This is a genomic window from Chryseobacterium aurantiacum (assembly GCF_003020585.1).
Lineage (GTDB): Bacteria > Bacteroidota > Bacteroidia > Flavobacteriales > Weeksellaceae > Chryseobacterium > Chryseobacterium aurantiacum.
Map to the genome: position 1 here is coordinate 357,194 of NZ_PXUE01000002.1, position 16,988 is coordinate 374,181.

Genomic DNA, 16,988 nt, shown 5'->3' on the forward strand with positions numbered 1-16,988 from the left:
TATTTATACTAGTTTAAACATTTTCCTCCATTTTGTGACTGTATTCCTGCTGAGGTTAAAATGCAGACTCAATTGTTTATTGTTGAGCCTGTTTTGTTTTTGATAATTTAAAATCTTAATAATCGCTGTTTCATTATAAGATTTGTGCTTCTGATTCATTATAAAGCTGTCTTTATTCCCTCTCCCGAATATCAATTCATTAAGACGGATAACATCCAGTACTGACAGCTCTTTTTTTCCCAATACAGATTGGCAACTATCTCTTTTTTCAGGACATTTTTTTTCAAGGATATCATTAAAAATTCTTCTGTAATCTGGTGATAAAAATTTTTCCATATCATATATTTTGTAACATTATAATTGTGTAGGTAGACTGCTTCTTTATGCTATATCTTTATTCTCTGATATTTTCACTTGAGATTCTTCGTTATTATATTTACTGAACCATTTATGCAGGGTAGATTTAGGAATTCTATATTCCTGTATCACTTCTGATCTTGTTTTTTCTCCTTTTTTTATAAGTTCAATGATAAATTCTATGATTTCTTGTGTATAAATATTTTTCCTGAACTGAGGGAGCTTTCCGCTTTTCTTTTCGGTATTGGGAAGAGAAGAAGAGGGAGAATAAAGAATAAGATGCATGGAATAGATTCTAAAAAAATCATACTCCAGTAACTTGGACCATTTTAACAAAAGTGCACTATCCATGCTTTCTGCCTGATACATGTCCTCTATTTTCCTAACATCGGTTTTAAAAAAATTACAAATACGATCTATTTCAATTTTACATTCGGAAACACGTGTACTAATCAGGTTTCCCATATGAATCTCTTTGAAATTTCCTTTTTTCATTTTCAATGGTTATTTAATGCTTATGTTTGGTTAATTCTTCAATAAATTCTTTCAGCAATGAAATAATAACCTGTTTTTCCTCGATTATTTTTTCATACTTTTCAATAATCTTATAAGAGACTTCGTTTTGTTCTTGTATATTTTTTTTTCCAATATTATCTATAAGTTGTTCTCCATCATACAATTCAGACACTTTAATCCCTAGGATATAGGCTATTTTTTCTATCTCAATGGCACTAAAAGGAATATCTCCTTTTTCTCTTCTGCTATACTGAGATTGATTAAGCTTGAGTTCAAAGGCAATATAATCTTGAGAAATTTTTCTATTTTCTCGAATATTCTTAACTGTTTTATATATTTCCACTGTTTAAAAAATTAAAAAGTTATTAATAACATAGTTCTATGACAATAATTTAACTTGTTCGCACAGTAAAGCTATAGACAGATATTACTTCCTATATATTTTCATTATAAAAAATGGCGTTATTTGGCCTTTACCTTAAGACCGTAAGAAAGGATTAAAATGGAGTATCATTTATTAATAACAGTGTTCAAGCATCATTTGACAGCAATTATCACCGCAACATAAAATTTGCATACTTTACATTTTAACAATCATTAAATATCACAACATAGGAAGCAATGCCTTACCTATTTGCGAGACCGGGAAGTGTTTATTAAGATTAATAAGTTAAATTTTCTCATCGTACATTATCATTTGTATAGCAAAATAAGGTATTAAATATAACATATCAAATGTCGTAGGCACATTCTTTATGTTTTGACAACATTTTACTTCATCCATTTTAAATTATACAATTTTTAACCCATATGAAATTTTGAATTCCCCCGACTCTTTTGTCCAAAAAGTACCTATCGTAGCTGACAGGATCATAACATTTGGATTTGCTAGGCGCTAGCATTACTAACTCTGAATTGATTTTTAAACAACTCTGGTATAAATTTCCCATAAAATAATTGATTAGTTTTCTACTTTTTCTTTCGTAAAATAATTTCGAAAAAATGGATTATTAGACAAATTCGATGTTAATCATTGTTAGCAAAAATCATTTTTTCAGTCAAAAAATGTTATCAGTTTATTATTTAAAAAATTAAAAATCAACGGATTAAAATCAGAGAAACATTAACAATACACATTATATATTAATAAATAATATTCATTACATATTAAACAAACAAAACGATTTACAATTCAAAATATAAACAACAATTTATAATTATAATTTATTTATTTAAAAGTTTTTTTTAATATTGCTTTTTCTTGAAACCGTTTAATCCTATGAATCTTTTTGTAATTTTTTGTAGTTTATTTTTCAACCTAGATTTTTTATCCACCGATAGTTTTTTCCCTAGCACATCAAAAGGTCATTATCTCAAAAATCCTCTGACTGATCATCAAAAGATGATGACACCTATTCACCTCGATGATCTATTAAGAGTCTCGTCACCAAGTCTTTTGGTTCAAAAGCCAGGCTTTGAAAAAAAGAAAAAAACCTTAAAGGTTGATAACAAAACAGGCATCCTAGTCTATATAAATGATGCAGGAAATAGTTCTCATTCTAATAAAGAAAAAAAGAAGAAACCCAAATATCTGATTAAATGGAAATGGGAGTTTCCATTGATTATCATTTTTATTCTATCAGCCTTAACTTTCTTAAAAGCTCAGGATAAATTTAAAAAGGAAATAAGCATTATCATGAATGAAAAAATAGTACTGGAAAACAAAAAAAATACGCTTGAGGAGGATATACTTTTTCAAAAAGAAAAAATAAAGGAGCTGCAACAAAAACTAAACTTGAAAATAGAAACTGAAAAAGCTATTTTGGAAGACTTAAAAAAAATAAAAAAAACAAATTGTGTAAAGTCTCAGCAAGAAACATTAAAAGACCTTTTCGTAAAAGCCAATAATTTCATGAATATTGACAAAAAAAGTCAAAATATCAGCTTTGAATGCGATACTAAAAACCAGGAATTTTTAATGAAACTCAAAACCCTCTATCCGACGCTAACTAACAGAGAGTTAAAACTATGTATTTATTTCAGGATGGGCTTATCTTCTAAGGAAATTTCCATTCTAGAAAATATAACTACGGGAACAATAAGAGTGTACAAAACAAGAATAAAAAACAAAATTATTCTTGACAAGGAAACTAAGCTTTCCCATTATTTATTAAACATAGAATGAGCAGGAAACATTCCCTGAATACCGAATTAAGTGATAGATCTCACAAAGTTTGACTTTCTGAAGCGAAAGTCGTAGATAAACCTCTCAAAACCTCCCTGTTTTCAGCCAATTTTCCCTCATATTGAAAGGTTTTGTTGTTCGCTAATTTGATTGCTGATATATTTGATTAAAAATATAACACATGAACATTTCATATCAGTTTTTTATCTCATCTATGTTGGTTGCCTTTGTAGGTTGCAATCCACAAAATAAAACATCAGAAGCTACAAAAACAGAAGTGGCAACTCCTCAAAAGGCCATAACATTTGCTGATTTCAAAAAAATAAAAGGGGTAGATAATGTATTAGAGGTCCCTTTTGAACTATCTACTCAACTTAATTCTATCCGTTTTTTTGTAGCTCCGAATAAGGATGCGGCTCACATGAAAATTGCTTACAATAAATTCGATAACTATTATGGGTTTGAAGAATTTGATGACTTCTACTCTATTCATTATAGTATTAATAATAATATTTCGAATAGCATTGAAGCCTTCGTTTTAAAATCCGAATTTACAGCGGCATTTGACTTGACTTTACAAGGTGTGGATTTATACGAGATCAGAAGCAGCACCTTTAAAAATGTTCAGGATTTAAAAAATAAATCGTTCAATAAGTATGGTACGATATCGGAGGTTTCTGAACAGGAATTTAAGACAGCTGCTAGAAACCGGATTGATCAAGCTTTAGTAAAAAACCCTTATATAAAACTGAAAGACGGTAACTGGATAAACACCGAAAATGGTAAAGAAACCGTCATTGTTCAACACGAAAATGTATCTACAGAAGATGGTACATTATCCAATGAATATGTAGGAAAATCACCTTTTCTGCATCTGGAAGTGTTCAAAGAAAATTCGGTTGAAGTTTCAGATGTGTATTATTCTTTTTATAATATAAAATCCGGATCAAACTTTCAAATTTTCACTGGGGGCTATCCTCAGATTATTCCTAATAAAAGTTGGATTTCTTACTTCTCTTCCAACAATGATGTAGGAAGTGATTTTGAAGTGAGTAAATACCTTGAACAAAAAAATAATCAGGAAAGTCTTTTGTATGTAAATTTTACTAAATTTAAAATAGGCGATGAAACAAAAGCCTTTTGGGTAGATAATGACACCTTTTATGCAGAAGTTTATCCTACCAACTCAGCTCCATCGAAAGACAAAAAGCAAAAGGTAGCTTATATCAGAATTAAGCTGAAAGCTAATCTTTTCAATTAATGAAACTTGTGATCATCTATTGCAGTTGGATACATTCAGAGAGAGATTGGGTTAAAAATAAAATAAAAAACCCCTGAAACCGGCCAGTGTTTATGGCGTTAAAGTACAATATCTTTGCCCCAGTTATTTTAAAGATATACCATGAAAAAAATAAGTTTAACCATTCTTTTTTCTCTATTAAGCTTAATGGCTTTTGCACAGTCATTAAAAGTGGTGATTAAGCAGGACGGAAAAGTAATTGAACCTGTAAATGATGTTTATAAACTAAAAAAATCTGCTTTCGTATTTGAAATTACGGCGACCAATCTGGAAGGTTTTTTAATTGGAGCCACTACGAATAAGGATATTTATGCAGCAGCTTTAGGTCTTTACAATCAAGAGGTACCATGGTTTCAGAATACAGGGATGGCGGAAGAGTTATACAATAAGGACAAAGAACTTTTTTTGATGGATTCAGCACCTTCATATTGGTATTATACGGATGCAAAAGATCATAGATTTGATAAAACTCCAAAAGGGAACTTAAAGCAATGGACGGCTACACGTACCATTACAAGATTTTATGATGTTATGGTAGATCAGGCTGTTAATTTAAAAGATTTTGACGGAAGTGTTTTTCTATTCATGTATGAGCCTGTATATAATGAAGAATATGATTTAATAGGAAAGAAAAACCTATTCCAGGCTGCTTTGAGGTTCAAAGATTAATTATTACACACCTAATTATTTGATTATATAAGAAAAGGTCTGCTTTCATTACGAAAGCAGGCCTTTTTATTTTATGTGATGATTAAGCCATATTCTATGGCCAGTTTAATGGCTGAGCTAAGATTAGATGTTTGAAATTTTTCGATAAGATTCTTTCGGTGGCTTTCTACGGTGTGTGGGCTGATAAAGAGCTTTTCTGCCATTTGATTGGTGGTAAGTCCTTTTGCTGCTTCTGCTAGAATTTCCTTTTCTCTTCTTGTTAATTTCGGAACCTGATTTAATCCGTCTGAGGATTTTTTATCCAAAATAAGCTTGGTTTGTGAGCATAGGAATTGTTTACCAATATAGACGGTATTAATTCCCTCCAGAATTTCGGAAACAGAAGCGTTTTTCTGAATGTATCCCAAGGCGCCCTCAGACAATGTACTATTAATGACCGGCAGCTCGTTATGAACGCTAAGCATAATGATCTGGAGGTTTCCGTACTTTTTCTTTAAAGGTTTTATGAGTTCTATGCTATTGGTATCTACCAAATTAATGTCTAGCAATAAAATATCGATAGCTTGTTTTGCTAAACCTGCATTCATTTCGGAAACGTTTCTGAAGCAATCTACTACATCTATTGTATCACTATTTCCTAAAATATTCTTCAGTCCCTCCAATAGAAGGGGATGGTCATCTGTTATGGCTACTTTTATCATGTTTAATGAATAGGAATTTGAAGTTCTATACTGGTCCCAATATTCAATTCGGAAATGATGTTCATGGTTCCTTTTAAAAATTGGACTCTTGATTCTATATTATGAAAACCTGCTATTTTTCTCATGTCTAAGGCTGCATGGTCAAAACCTTTACCATCATCCTCTACTGTTACGTTTAAGGCGTTTTCTTCTTCACTTATCTGAATAATAATTTCAGAAGCATCGGCATGTTTTATAACGTTATTGACCAACTCCTGAATGATTCTGTAAATCAGCAATTGTTTTTCCTGTGATATGGAATTGCTATATTTGATAAACTCAGTATGGATATTTAACGTAGCATTGGACATCCGGGAAGCAAACTCCTGAATGGCTACTTCTAAACCATATTTCATTAGTAAATCAGGCATTAAATTGTGGGCTACACGTCTCAGCTCTTCTACAGCGCCATCAATCTGGCCAATCGATTTTGAAATTCCGTCTTGTATGGTTTCAGTTTTATAAGGATCCAAATAAGACAGCTGAAGTTTGGTTCCGGAGAGCAAACCTCCCAGCCCGTCATGAAGATCACGGGCCAAACGCCCCCTTTCCTGTTCCTGTCCTTCAAGCAATGCGGTAAGGGTGGATATTTTTAAATTCTGTTTCTCTTTTTCAAGCGCCAAAGCATGCAGTTCATCTCTTTGCTTCATAGAATGGGCACGCTGTCTGTAAGCGTAAAGCAATAAGACAATCAAAATGATGAAGATAAAAATGAAAATGGCGTAATAGGTATTGATCTTTTCCTTGTAGGCTAAAAGCTTTTTAATAGTATTGATATCGTTATTTTTCTGCTCTGTTTCCAATTTTGATAAACGAAGCTGCTGTGCTCTTTTTTCGGATTCAAGTTCAGAAAACTTTAGGCGTTCCCGCTGATTTTCTTCTACCAGCTTTAAGTTATTATAAACCTGCTCACGTTGTTTCCGAAGGATGTTCATCAAACTTATTTGTTGTGCTTTTTTATCACTTTCCAACTGAAGTTTAATATACTTTTGTTCTTGTCGCTCTTTCTCAAACTGCGATTCCAGTCTTTTGGTAATATCCAGTTTTTCCTGATTATAGACACTTTGATATTTATCTACATAACTTTTATAATAAGCCAGCGCTTCTTTGTAGTTCCCTTGTTCTTCACTAATTCGAGATAGAGATTCCAAAATAGACAATTCTATATTCTGATCTCTAACAGGACTTTTTCCAATTTCCATGGAGGCTTTGAGAAAATAAGACTTGGCAAGGTCATAATTTTTATTTTGCATGGCCAGCTCAGCCATAATCCCAAATGAGGAAGCAATATGAATAGCCTCACCGGTTTCAAGGCTTACATTATTGGCTAACTGGGCATATTGCATGGCCTTATCCCGATCAAAACCGGTATACAGATTGGCTAAATTAATGGCTGCATAGGAAAGACTGCTTTTGTTGAGCATGGCATCCTTACGCTTGTTGAAAAGCGTAATGGCCTGTAAGTAATATTGCTCTACTTTATTTCTTAAGTCTATATTCGATGGATTTTGATCGTATTTTTGTTCGTATACATAACCCATTCGCATATACGCATCGAAAGTAAGATTGGGATCGTTTTGTTTGGATGCCAGCAACAAAAACTGCTTGCTGTATTTTTCTTCCAGTTGGTATTCATTCAGATTAGAATAAATGGCAGACAGCTCTTTGGCTACGTTGCCAAACCTTCCGTAGAGTGTAGATGTTGTTGGCGAATTTTCGTAATAGTCAATAGCTTTTAGATAAGCAGCAACGGCTTCTGTGGTTTTATTGTTACGCGTTAGAATCCAACCCTTTGCATATTGAAAATAGCCTTTAGCCTCATTACTACTGGTCTTTAAGCTATATTTCTTTGCTGTCTCCAGACTTCTTAAAGATTCAGTTTCTTTATTGTCCAATCGATAATTCATGGCCTGTACAGCATATAAAATGGTAGCGTATTTTCCATCTGTTTGTTGTACTGCGGTGCGAATATTGGTTTCTAAAATCTGATAAGATCTGGATTTAAAGCTATGGAAAAATAAGGCTGTAGCGTACTTGGGAGCCAGATTTAACTGCTCTGTTGTATTGTCTGAAGCATTGTTATATTCTTTCTCTAATTTGCTTAATGCATCTTGTGCATGAGCAAAAAACGGACAAATAAGTAAAGTAAATATAAATAATAACCTGTACATCAAACCCTTATCTCTATTAAATTGTATTGAATTAAAGAACGTAAATATAGGCAAAATACCCGCTAATCTATTTTGAAAACCCTGCTCTACAGCGAAAGATTTTCTATTTAATTTCCATCCAGATAGATCAATATCTCATTCAGCCATTTCAATACATCATCATTATTTTCAAAATAAATATTCGAAAGATGAGATATGTATTGATGATCAATCTTATTTTTATCTAGTTCCTTTTTTAATTTTGGTAATTCTAATTTTAATAAATCTAAGTTCTGTTTCTTTGTTACCTTTTTATAGTTCCCAATCACCTCTTCATAGGTAATATCTTCATAATCTATGTCGCTAAACCAAGCGCAAAGTAATTGGTATGTTACAGGAAAATTGACTTGAAAGTTATCCATCATTAATTAATTTTATTAGCCATGGCAAGGCTGTTTTTAAAGCTTAAGAAAATCAAAATACAGACTTTCCAAGACTTTTAATTATTATTTCCTGCACCAAAGCTTCCGATTTTCGATGCTGTATTCCAGATTTGGGATTTATCGAGAAAAGAAATATTTTTATCCACCAATTTGCCTTTTCAATAGTTAGTTCTTCCAGACTGGTAAGACGTGCTAAACTTTGTAAGGACTCTACCCCATCACTCTGAAAGATAAGTGATCGGGGCTTTCTTTAGCTGTGCTTCCTATTACATGATTTAACAGTTATAATACGCTTTGGGGATTTCAACCGCCCTTTTCGTCCTTTGCTCCAATTGCGCAGCAAACTGATCGAAGAAATAGGTATCCTCTGTAAAAACATACAAATAATTTTCTGTTTTAAGATGAACAATAAGATCTGCATACCCTGCTCCTTTTGCGGGAAGAACATTCTGAAAGGTAAAATATTTAATGTTTTCAAGATCTAAAATCAATGCAGTATCTATTCCCGCAAATCCGATTTTATTATTAACACGGTCCAGCCAGATACCACTTTTTTCTTGCAGCAGTTCTTTTACTTTAAGTGGAATATGTTTAACTCCATCATTATCAATATACTTAACGCTTAACTCTAATTTATTGGGGAATGATATTAATTCGGAAATTTCCATCACTTCTTCATATTCTTTATTTTCTAAAAAATACTTGTATTGTCTTTTGTTATAAAAATGAAGCGATGTACTTCCATCATCATACCCATATTCCTTATCATAAGTATAGCAAATAGAAGCACTTATACCGTCTACCAAAGCAAATTGCAGGTAACATTGGTCGTCTCTTTCATAACCGTACTTATTAATATCAATATCGTCATCAATCCATAGTTCGCGTAGTTTTTTGTAGCTTTTATCGGTATTGGTTTCATCGTACAGATTTACGAAAAACTCCTGTACAGGGCGATTAGTACTGACATTGTCTGTATATATTTCCAATTGATCAATAAGAATACCTTCTATTCTAACCGGATATTTGAATCTTAAATATTTAGCCCCGAAGTCGGTAAAATAAGCTTCTACACAACCCAATGCTTCCAATTGTTCATAGGTAGTATCCCAGGAAATCATCTGTTTGGGCTCTGCATATACTTCATAGCCAATATCACCATCATTCAGATACTCGTTCAGGATTTTATAATTCTGAGGCATTTTTTTTGCCCAAATTTTCACTTTATCATCTTCTTTTCTGGCCTTACGTACGGCAAAAAAAGTTTCGTCATCAAAATGAAAACGATCCGATAGTTCGTGATATACTTCCTCAAAACCATGCAGTTCAGTAGAGATATAGTGTTGATGATCTGTAAAAATAAACAGAAAGGGTACGTCTCCTAAAATCTGTACATAAGCATATTTTAGTGCATTAATATTTGTATTTTCAATGTTACCATGATCTTTATAAAAAAGCGTATTTCCGTCTATCCAGGTTTCTTTATTCTCCATTTACTATTTCTCTTATATATTTTGCAAAGTTGAATTTTCTTTCAGATTAAGTGTATTCTAAACAAATTACAGCCTTTTTAATCTCTTTGTCATAAAATAAAAACACTTGGTCTGCCGAATTTTGTTGAAAATCATAGCCTTCCAGACATGCAATATAATCCATCAGGGTTCCATCGGTTTTAAAGGGTTTTTCAATGAGGTTTTCACCTCCGAAATTGCATTCTTCTAAGGGGAGCGCATTGATATTAAGTTCTTCAAAAATACCGAAAATCTTATTTTGTAACCGTTCCTCTGCATATTCTGAGTATTTGTCTTCTTCCAAATCTTCAACGCTAAGCTTACGCAAACGCTCTAAACGGCGAATGTCGTAGACTTCTAAACCCGGCCGATTGAAATCTTTATCATAAAGTTTATTATGTTTTTGGTAGTATTCCTTCTTTAATTGATACATCGCATCATTCATATTGTATTCAATTTCCAAATCTGAATAATTGTTTCCATAATCTTGCGGAGAAATAACGGTGTGTGCTGAAAAATAGTTCCAATCTGCATCAAATTTGTATTTGCCGTCTATAACATCAAAGCCAAACATATCGGCTTTGGTAAATTGTGTGTGATATTCCGGCTTATCTTCCCCGACACAACCGTCATAAATTTCCTTTACAGAAACAATATGCAGCCATTGATCTTCTGATGGATCAATCATCTTTAAATTAATTGAACAAATCGGAAGAAAATATTTTTTATGATTTTCAATGTCATCATAAAATACGGCTTCATAAGCAGGGAATATTCTTATTAAATCTGTCATTCTATTTTCTTTTAAATTTTAACTGAAGTGTATTTATTCCATCTAGCTTAACAAATCATCAAGTACATTTACTTCGTCCCAATTTTGGTCTGTAAGCATGAGAGAAATATCAACTTGTGATTGAGCCTGGTTATACTTGTTAAGTTCATTTTCTTGAAATGCAGTCAAATCCTGCAAATAATTGGGATCTTTTATAATGAGCGTATTCTTATTATAAAAAACTACATATCCTATTATTTCTTTCTGAGTATTCATTTGATGAGATAAAAAATCTACATAGTCTACAACAGAGGAAATGTTATAAAAATCAACTGGAAAATTAACTTTTTGTTTTGCTATCTGTACTCCCTCTTCACTATGAATAGTAAGAATGGATATAATATCAGGGGCAGCACTCATCATAGCCCAATCAGGCATAGCATATGTAAATTTATCAGAATAGTGATTCTCAATTTTTTGTTTTATTTTCAGAATAACTTTATGGTGGTTAAATCCCTCTCTTATATCTTTCATATCATACTGAAATTTGACATTTGAAACGTCATTTTATTTTCTTACTAATTGTAATTTCTCTTTTTCTTTTACAAGATTAAAAAACATCTCTTTTGATGGTTTAAAAATTTGGGTAGGTACATCACAGAATTCAGATTTTCTAATACTATCTACTTCCATTTTTATCTGGTTGGCTTCCGTAAAATAATATCTGCCATATACCTCTGTGAAGCAATCGTTTCCACATTGCCATGCGTCATAACTTTTGAATTTTTCTTCATCCAAAAAATTTACAGCATGAAAGTTGAAAATAATAGCATTATCTATTCTCTTGGATAAATCATAGGTTTTCTCGCCATCTGGGGTCATAAGTCCACCACTATCAACAATCCAGTTGGTGTTTTTCAGATAATTCTGGAAATTTGTTTTTTTTCTTTCCGGATTTTTACAACTGAAGAGGATAATCAACAAGACACTCAAAAACGGGAGGACAAAATTCTTTTTCATCATTGTGTTTTTTATAATTATTGAGTCAACTACTCTATTTCCAATAATCAAATTTTGTATTTAATTTTTCAAAAGCAATTTCCTGCTTAATGAGTTTCTCAAATTCATCAAAAGTTAATAGACCATTCCTTTTGAACTCGCTACCATTATTTTTGTAGGTATATTCAAAAATATCACGTTGGTGAACATTCTCCAGAATTTCAGCATGTTCGGGTGTTAAATATTTACGGTGTGTCTTCAGCTGATTATCCAGATTTTGTTTGATTTTCTCTTCAGAATCCTCATAGAACATTGAATATTCATCTATTTCTGTTAAAGATTCCAAAAGCTGTCTAAAGATAAAGTCCTGAAGGTTTTTTGCTACAATTTCAGCGTCTGAGTCGTGCCGAAAAAAGGTAATGGGAACTTCTCCATTCACCTGCTTATCCAATTGAAAAACATACATATCACCCGCTCCATTGCTTGCAAAAGGAACCATTCGGTATTTGGGGTCGATGTCGTAGACCTCATGATGAATAATTTCCCTGATTCCTTCACGAAAAGAGATGGGTTCCCAAATTTCGATATCGTTTCCAAATAAAAGCAAAGGAGGATTTTCCTTTAACGTAGAAAAAAGAACATCAGTATTCCAGCCTATATCGTCAATGATCATCCCGTCATCGTATAATTGTTTATACAGCTCAGGGTAAGTAAAATTAAATTCCTTTTCTAAGTCTTGTAAAGTATTCATAGGCATGTTTTAACCCGATTTTCTAAATATTTCCGGTATTTCTCAGACATTTATCGTTAAATAATATTTTTAAAGTGGTCAGCCAATACCGGATTGATGATAGAAAAGCTTTGTTGTAATGCTTTCTGAAGGGCAATGGTAACCAGATATTTCTCCTGAATACGATCTAATTTTTGCAGAACAAAACAAAGTTGTAACCATTGATCAAAATGAATATTCATTTTTTTTGTAACGAATTCATCACCTAATCTTTCATAATAAATAATGTTTTGCTCCCTATCAAACGTCCAATAATCTTCGCCTGTGCTTGTTGCAAAAATCCATTCATCTGTTTTTTCTCTATATAAATTGATCTTCAATGCTTCTTCTACATTCAATAGTTTTGATTCTATAGAAATAACTTGTGTATCAAGAGTTGAAATCATCTCTACATACAAATCAGGCACCCACACCGGGAAATATTCGGCTGCCATGGTAGAATATTCTTGTCTTGAAAGCTGATTTTCAATTTTTTCAACAGGCAAAACTTCTACGTCAAAATTATTGACCGTTTGATTTTCTTCTTTAATTTTTTCATAACAAACACCACATACAACTTTAAAATCGCATATCTCTTCCCATTGCTCTCTTTCTATTTCAGATTGATTCATGAATTGCCAACGCTCATGACAATCATTGCACCAGGCATCGGGTTTCCTTTGGTCTTCAACTTCTTCTTCATTGAAGCCTAAATTCTTTCCATTGGTCTTAAGATGTCCGCAAACCACTCCAAATGTTTGTAAATTATGGTTGGTACAATCTATTAATTTCATATTCATATAAAAATGGATATTTTTAAAGTAAAATACATTTGATTTCCGCTTTGTTGAATTTTGTTTTCAAATTAATCTGCAGAAAGTACTCCGTTTTTAAATGTATAAGCTATCCAATAGCTCTTTTACTTTCGTATTATCTTTATTATTAATGGCTAGTGCACTGTTTTTTTCTACAATCGGTTCTCCCGGTATACTTATGTAAAAAGCCATCTTTTCAACTTCATTGCCATATTTTTTCACAAGTTCATGCTTGGCCCTACACATGGCATCTGTAAATAACTGTAGATTTTTTTGACGTTCCGGAGCATAATCAAAACCTTGCTTAAATAATGGTGCAATATTATTCCAATAATGCTTCAAAAGCTGTTCAATAAAACTGCTTACTCCCTCTTTCACATCGCCATCTCCTACACCCCAGCACCATTCCGGAGCGTCCCATTCTTTATTTTTATGAAGTTTCTTTAGACTTTCTTTTGTAGAAACTACCGAATAAGCAGTTATGCAATCATCATCCAATACCAAAGCAAAGGCATAAATATTTTGTTTTTTCTTGGTTAAAAGCTGATAGAGACAATTAAAATCATTAATTATAGAATAAGTAAGTGTTGATAAATTCTCTTCATGCCAATTTTCAAAATTTGATGAAAGGGACGGAATTTCTTTATCTTCCGGAGACCAATATTGATTCCTGCTACATGCTTCATCCTCACCTATCGTAAGTGAAAATTTGGAAGATAATAAACTTTTGATTTGTGCCAGTGTCTGATTTACTTTTTCGTTAACAATATAATCACTGAGGGTCTTATCATATTTCTGGATATCCTTTTCTTCTGCAAAATGACTTTTTATTTTGTCGAATGAAACGACAATCCGGTCAAGCTCAACAATTATTTTTACAGCCTCTTCTTCAGTAAGATTTATCTTATTATTGTTTTTACTCATAACTTAATATTTTTCGATAAGAGTGCCCTCATTCCGTTTAAAAATAATTCTAAAATTAGTCGCAATCTTGAACTCCTGCTTTTGAAACCATACCATAGTTGTAGAGCTTCCTAGAATGGGCATCTTACTTTACGTTCCGAAATACGTATTATCATTTTCAAGTATTTAGATTTTTGCAAAAAAATTAAAGATTGGTTCGGCTATAAGCTTGGGATTCGTATCTGATATCTCATTGATCCTATCCTCGTACAATTCTATTTTTATTAATTTGACATCATCTGGTATTTTGTAGGCCTCATCTTTGGTATAGTTATATCCTTGTACATTAGCACTTTCTTTGCCGGGCATTTTTTTAATCTCCACGTAATACCTCAGGGTCATGTAATTTCCATTTTGTTCTCCTTTTTCAAAACGAATTTTTCTTATCTGATGAATGGAATGCCCACTGGAACTGATATTTCCCTGGATACGAAATTTGAGCATTTCAGCATTTTTAGAAAGCATAAAAATCATAGGAGCCAGTCGCTCTGTAACTTCTGTACGAGTGGTAAAAATATGTGTTGAATCTGTTCCAGGAATTTCTCTGGTAACTTTTTTGGGTTCAGTATAAATGGCAGAAATTTTCAGTTTTTGCACACCGGTTTTACAGCCGGACAATGCTAAAAATGAAGTTAAAATTATGAAATATTTCACCGCTTTACTTTTAAAAATATGTGAGTTAAAAGTAACAAAAGATGCCAGATGAAAATATCCCTGAAAACGGTGGTTTTTATGGTAAACAGAATTTCAGGGCAGCAACATTATCACCCTTACATCTATAGCATGACTATTTCTATTGTTGCTCCTAAATTCTCTAATTCCCGGACACTTGATTGTATCCACTTGTAAGGACCTTTATGGTATAATATTCGGTTTTGTTTACTCATTTGAAGAGCTTCAGTCCCTGATAATTTGTATGCTTCCTTTAATAAAGAAATAATTTTCATTTTATTGGGACCTATATCTATGATGTAAACTTCGGCTTCGCGCCAGTCTGACTCGTCACTCTTTTCGTTTTGCTCTTCTTCTGTACGATCCGGCATATCTAATACATTTTGGTACACCTCATCCCAAAACTCGTTGCCTGAAATTGTTAGCTCTTTTAGAAAAGAATCAAGATAGTTTCTATCAAATCTATTTTCGAAAATCTTGCTTAGTATTTCTTGAAATTCGCTGATATTATCCGCAACTTGTATAGGAGTCCATTTTCCTGCACCATGATAGGCAAAATATACAGGAAACTTCTTCTGTACCTCATTAAAATCAATAAAAAAAGGATCTGCAAAATAGTTGCTAGCTATCACTAACCAGCTTTCTTTAAAGTCTCCAGCCTTTTCTCCTATTAATTTATCCGTTACAACAGAACTAAAAGCATATCCCTCTTGGAACGCCAAAATATTGTCTATTACCGGATAATTTTCCGGCAGACATAAATTCTCGATTGAATAGGTTTTCTTCCAGAAATTCAGGAGCAATGGAAATTGATTCACTTTTTGCAACAGACAATCATTTTCTTTTTCAAATACAGCTTGCTCTTCTGCTGTCGTTTCCGTCATTTCACTTTCTTTCTGATCAAAAGGAAATTTTTGCTGCATCCAATGCAATAGATCACGATCCAATATTCGGAACTCTTTTTCCTGCAATGTTCCGTATGAGGTAAGATATACCTTTGTATCCCTATCATTCTTAGAAATTACAGCTAGCTGACCTCCAGAGTCGTCAGCTACCGGAATATAATCAGGTAAATATATTTCAAACTCATGGGTAGTAAAACGTTCGTTGATGGTTTCTTCATCTTGAAAAATGTGTACAATATCATCTACTATTTCAGAATCAAATTTCTTCTGAAATGTTTTGATAAAGTGATGCCATTGGTTGGGTAGTTTCATAAGTATTCTAGTTCATTCCGTTTTTGGCGTCTTTCAATATTTTTTCGGCTTTCAACCTTATTGCTTTAGGTAATAATTTGAATTGGGCATCTTTTTCTTCACGATATTGATCTTCTTCCTGAAATGGAATCCATCCGGTGATTTTTGATTTCGAAAATGTTTTTTCACCCTTATTGGTATAGACAATGACTTTCAGGGGCTTGGCATCTAAACCGTCAGATTCTTCAAAATAAGTAAGATAAAACTCAGGAAAACCATCATTGTCTGCATCACCAATTTCACAGAAATTAATGAGATACTTAGGTTGTGCCAGACCTCCTGCAAAGCCTTTAAAGGTGATCTGCGGAATGAGCCCGCCATGATCTTCCAGAAAAATCCCGGCATGCAAATCTTTTGGACTTTCATCCAAATAAGCAGGTTTCTCAGACTTGCTTTCATTCAAAAACCAAACATAACTTCCATGATTAGGCACAAATGACTGTACAATCATCACCGGATTTCCTGGTAAGGGATTTCCAAGATCTTCAATAATTTCATTGTATTTTTTATCTGAAGAAAAATATACTCCTGTTCTTATCTGTGCAAAAGATGATACACTTATAGCACAAGCAATAACGGGTAATAGCTTTCTGAAATTCATAGTTGTCATATTTAAAATTTCTTATTTAATTTTCTTTATATCTTGTCCAGAAACATATAATTTGTGCTAGATCAGGTTTAATATATTCTGAATTTTGTTTCTGGCAGATGATTCAAGATGTATGGATTTCGGTTTATCCCATTAACATCACATAAAAATAAAATGCGACTAAAGCTAATACAATAATTCCGGAAATTAGAAATGAAAAGACATAATAGAGTATATTTTTCTGTTTCTTTTTTACAGAATTAATAATAAAAATAATGAACA

General features: G+C 32.6%; 19 protein-coding genes. 3 read left to right on the forward strand and 16 right to left on the reverse strand.

All coding sequences use genetic code 11. The features are described from left to right. Positions 1-3: 3 nt before the first annotated feature. Genes C7D53_RS08025 through C7D53_RS08035 form a run of 3 tightly spaced genes read right to left on the reverse strand, consistent with a single transcriptional unit; the run spans position 4 to position 1,216 of the window. Entirely contained in the window at positions 4-336 is a 333-nt protein-coding gene (locus C7D53_RS08025; RefSeq protein WP_106915872.1) for a transposase, read from the reverse strand. Positions 337-381: 45 nt separating this feature from the next. Beyond that, on the reverse strand, positions 382-852 hold the full coding sequence (locus C7D53_RS08030) for a transposase (protein WP_106915873.1): 471 nt from the start codon (positions 850-852) through the stop codon (positions 382-384). Between the two features lie 13 nt (positions 853-865). Continuing rightward, positions 866-1,216: a helix-turn-helix domain-containing protein gene (locus C7D53_RS08035; RefSeq protein ID WP_106915874.1), complete on the reverse strand. Its 351-nt coding sequence runs from the start codon at positions 1,214-1,216 to the stop codon at positions 866-868. A 1,353-nt stretch (positions 1,217-2,569) separates the two neighbouring features. On the opposite strand from C7D53_RS08035, the gene C7D53_RS20880 reads away from it, so the two are divergent. From C7D53_RS20880 to C7D53_RS08050, 3 genes are all read left to right on the forward strand, one after another. Next, positions 2,570-3,058, forward strand: coding sequence for a helix-turn-helix transcriptional regulator (locus C7D53_RS20880; RefSeq protein ID WP_162926129.1), 489 nt, complete (start codon positions 2,570-2,572; stop codon positions 3,056-3,058). Positions 3,059-3,239: 181 nt separating this feature from the next. Beyond that, positions 3,240-4,319 (forward strand): resolvase, encoded by a 1,080-nt coding sequence (locus C7D53_RS08045; RefSeq protein ID WP_106915876.1) that lies wholly within the window; start codon positions 3,240-3,242, stop codon positions 4,317-4,319. 141 nt (positions 4,320-4,460) lie between these two features. Further along, on the forward strand, positions 4,461-5,027 hold the full coding sequence (locus C7D53_RS08050; protein ID WP_106915877.1) for a hypothetical protein: 567 nt from the start codon (positions 4,461-4,463) through the stop codon (positions 5,025-5,027). Positions 5,028-5,098: 71 nt separating this feature from the next. Here the strand turns inward: C7D53_RS08050 and C7D53_RS08055 are convergent, their stop codons facing one another. From C7D53_RS08055 to C7D53_RS08115, 13 genes are all read right to left on the reverse strand, one after another. After that, on the reverse strand, positions 5,099-5,728 hold the full coding sequence (locus C7D53_RS08055) for a response regulator transcription factor (protein WP_106915878.1): 630 nt from the start codon (positions 5,726-5,728) through the stop codon (positions 5,099-5,101). A gap of 2 nt (positions 5,729-5,730) precedes the next feature. Further along, positions 5,731-7,938: a tetratricopeptide repeat-containing sensor histidine kinase gene (locus tag C7D53_RS08060; protein ID WP_106915879.1), complete on the reverse strand. Its 2,208-nt coding sequence runs from the start codon at positions 7,936-7,938 to the stop codon at positions 5,731-5,733. Positions 7,939-8,045: 107 nt separating this feature from the next. Beyond that, the gene (locus C7D53_RS20885; protein ID WP_162926130.1) at positions 8,046-8,339 is read right to left on the reverse strand and encodes a contact-dependent growth inhibition system immunity protein; all 294 of its coding nucleotides are present in this window, start codon (positions 8,337-8,339) and stop codon (positions 8,046-8,048) included. A 296-nt stretch (positions 8,340-8,635) separates the two neighbouring features. Continuing rightward, a complete protein-coding gene (locus tag C7D53_RS08070; RefSeq protein WP_106915881.1) occupies positions 8,636-9,853 on the reverse strand; it encodes a hypothetical protein in 1,218 nt (405 codons plus the stop codon). A gap of 46 nt (positions 9,854-9,899) precedes the next feature. After that, a complete protein-coding gene (locus C7D53_RS08075; RefSeq protein ID WP_106915882.1) occupies positions 9,900-10,664 on the reverse strand; it encodes a hypothetical protein in 765 nt (254 codons plus the stop codon). A gap of 42 nt (positions 10,665-10,706) precedes the next feature. Then, entirely contained in the window at positions 10,707-11,177 is a 471-nt protein-coding gene (locus C7D53_RS08080; protein WP_076355552.1) for a hypothetical protein, read from the reverse strand. A 33-nt stretch (positions 11,178-11,210) separates the two neighbouring features. Beyond that, entirely contained in the window at positions 11,211-11,663 is a 453-nt protein-coding gene (locus C7D53_RS08085; protein WP_228422246.1) for a hypothetical protein, read from the reverse strand. Between the two features lie 34 nt (positions 11,664-11,697). After that, positions 11,698-12,393 carry an SMI1/KNR4 family protein gene (locus C7D53_RS08090; RefSeq protein WP_106916706.1) on the reverse strand — a complete coding sequence of 232 codons (696 nt, stop codon included), beginning with the start codon at positions 12,391-12,393 and terminating at the stop codon, positions 11,698-11,700. A 56-nt stretch (positions 12,394-12,449) separates the two neighbouring features. Beyond that, positions 12,450-13,211: a hypothetical protein gene (locus tag C7D53_RS08095; RefSeq protein ID WP_106915883.1), complete on the reverse strand. Its 762-nt coding sequence runs from the start codon at positions 13,209-13,211 to the stop codon at positions 12,450-12,452. Between the two features lie 90 nt (positions 13,212-13,301). Beyond that, entirely contained in the window at positions 13,302-14,150 is an 849-nt protein-coding gene (locus tag C7D53_RS08100) for a DUF4303 domain-containing protein (protein ID WP_106915884.1), read from the reverse strand. 165 nt (positions 14,151-14,315) lie between these two features. Beyond that, positions 14,316-14,843 carry a hypothetical protein gene (locus C7D53_RS08105; RefSeq protein ID WP_228422248.1) on the reverse strand — a complete coding sequence of 176 codons (528 nt, stop codon included), beginning with the start codon at positions 14,841-14,843 and terminating at the stop codon, positions 14,316-14,318. 122 nt (positions 14,844-14,965) lie between these two features. Then, positions 14,966-16,078 (reverse strand): SMI1/KNR4 family protein, encoded by a 1,113-nt coding sequence (locus C7D53_RS08110; RefSeq protein ID WP_106915885.1) that lies wholly within the window; start codon positions 16,076-16,078, stop codon positions 14,966-14,968. Between the two features lie 7 nt (positions 16,079-16,085). Beyond that, positions 16,086-16,718 (reverse strand): hypothetical protein, encoded by a 633-nt coding sequence (locus C7D53_RS08115; protein WP_106916709.1) that lies wholly within the window; start codon positions 16,716-16,718, stop codon positions 16,086-16,088. Positions 16,719-16,988: the final 270 nt, after the last annotated feature.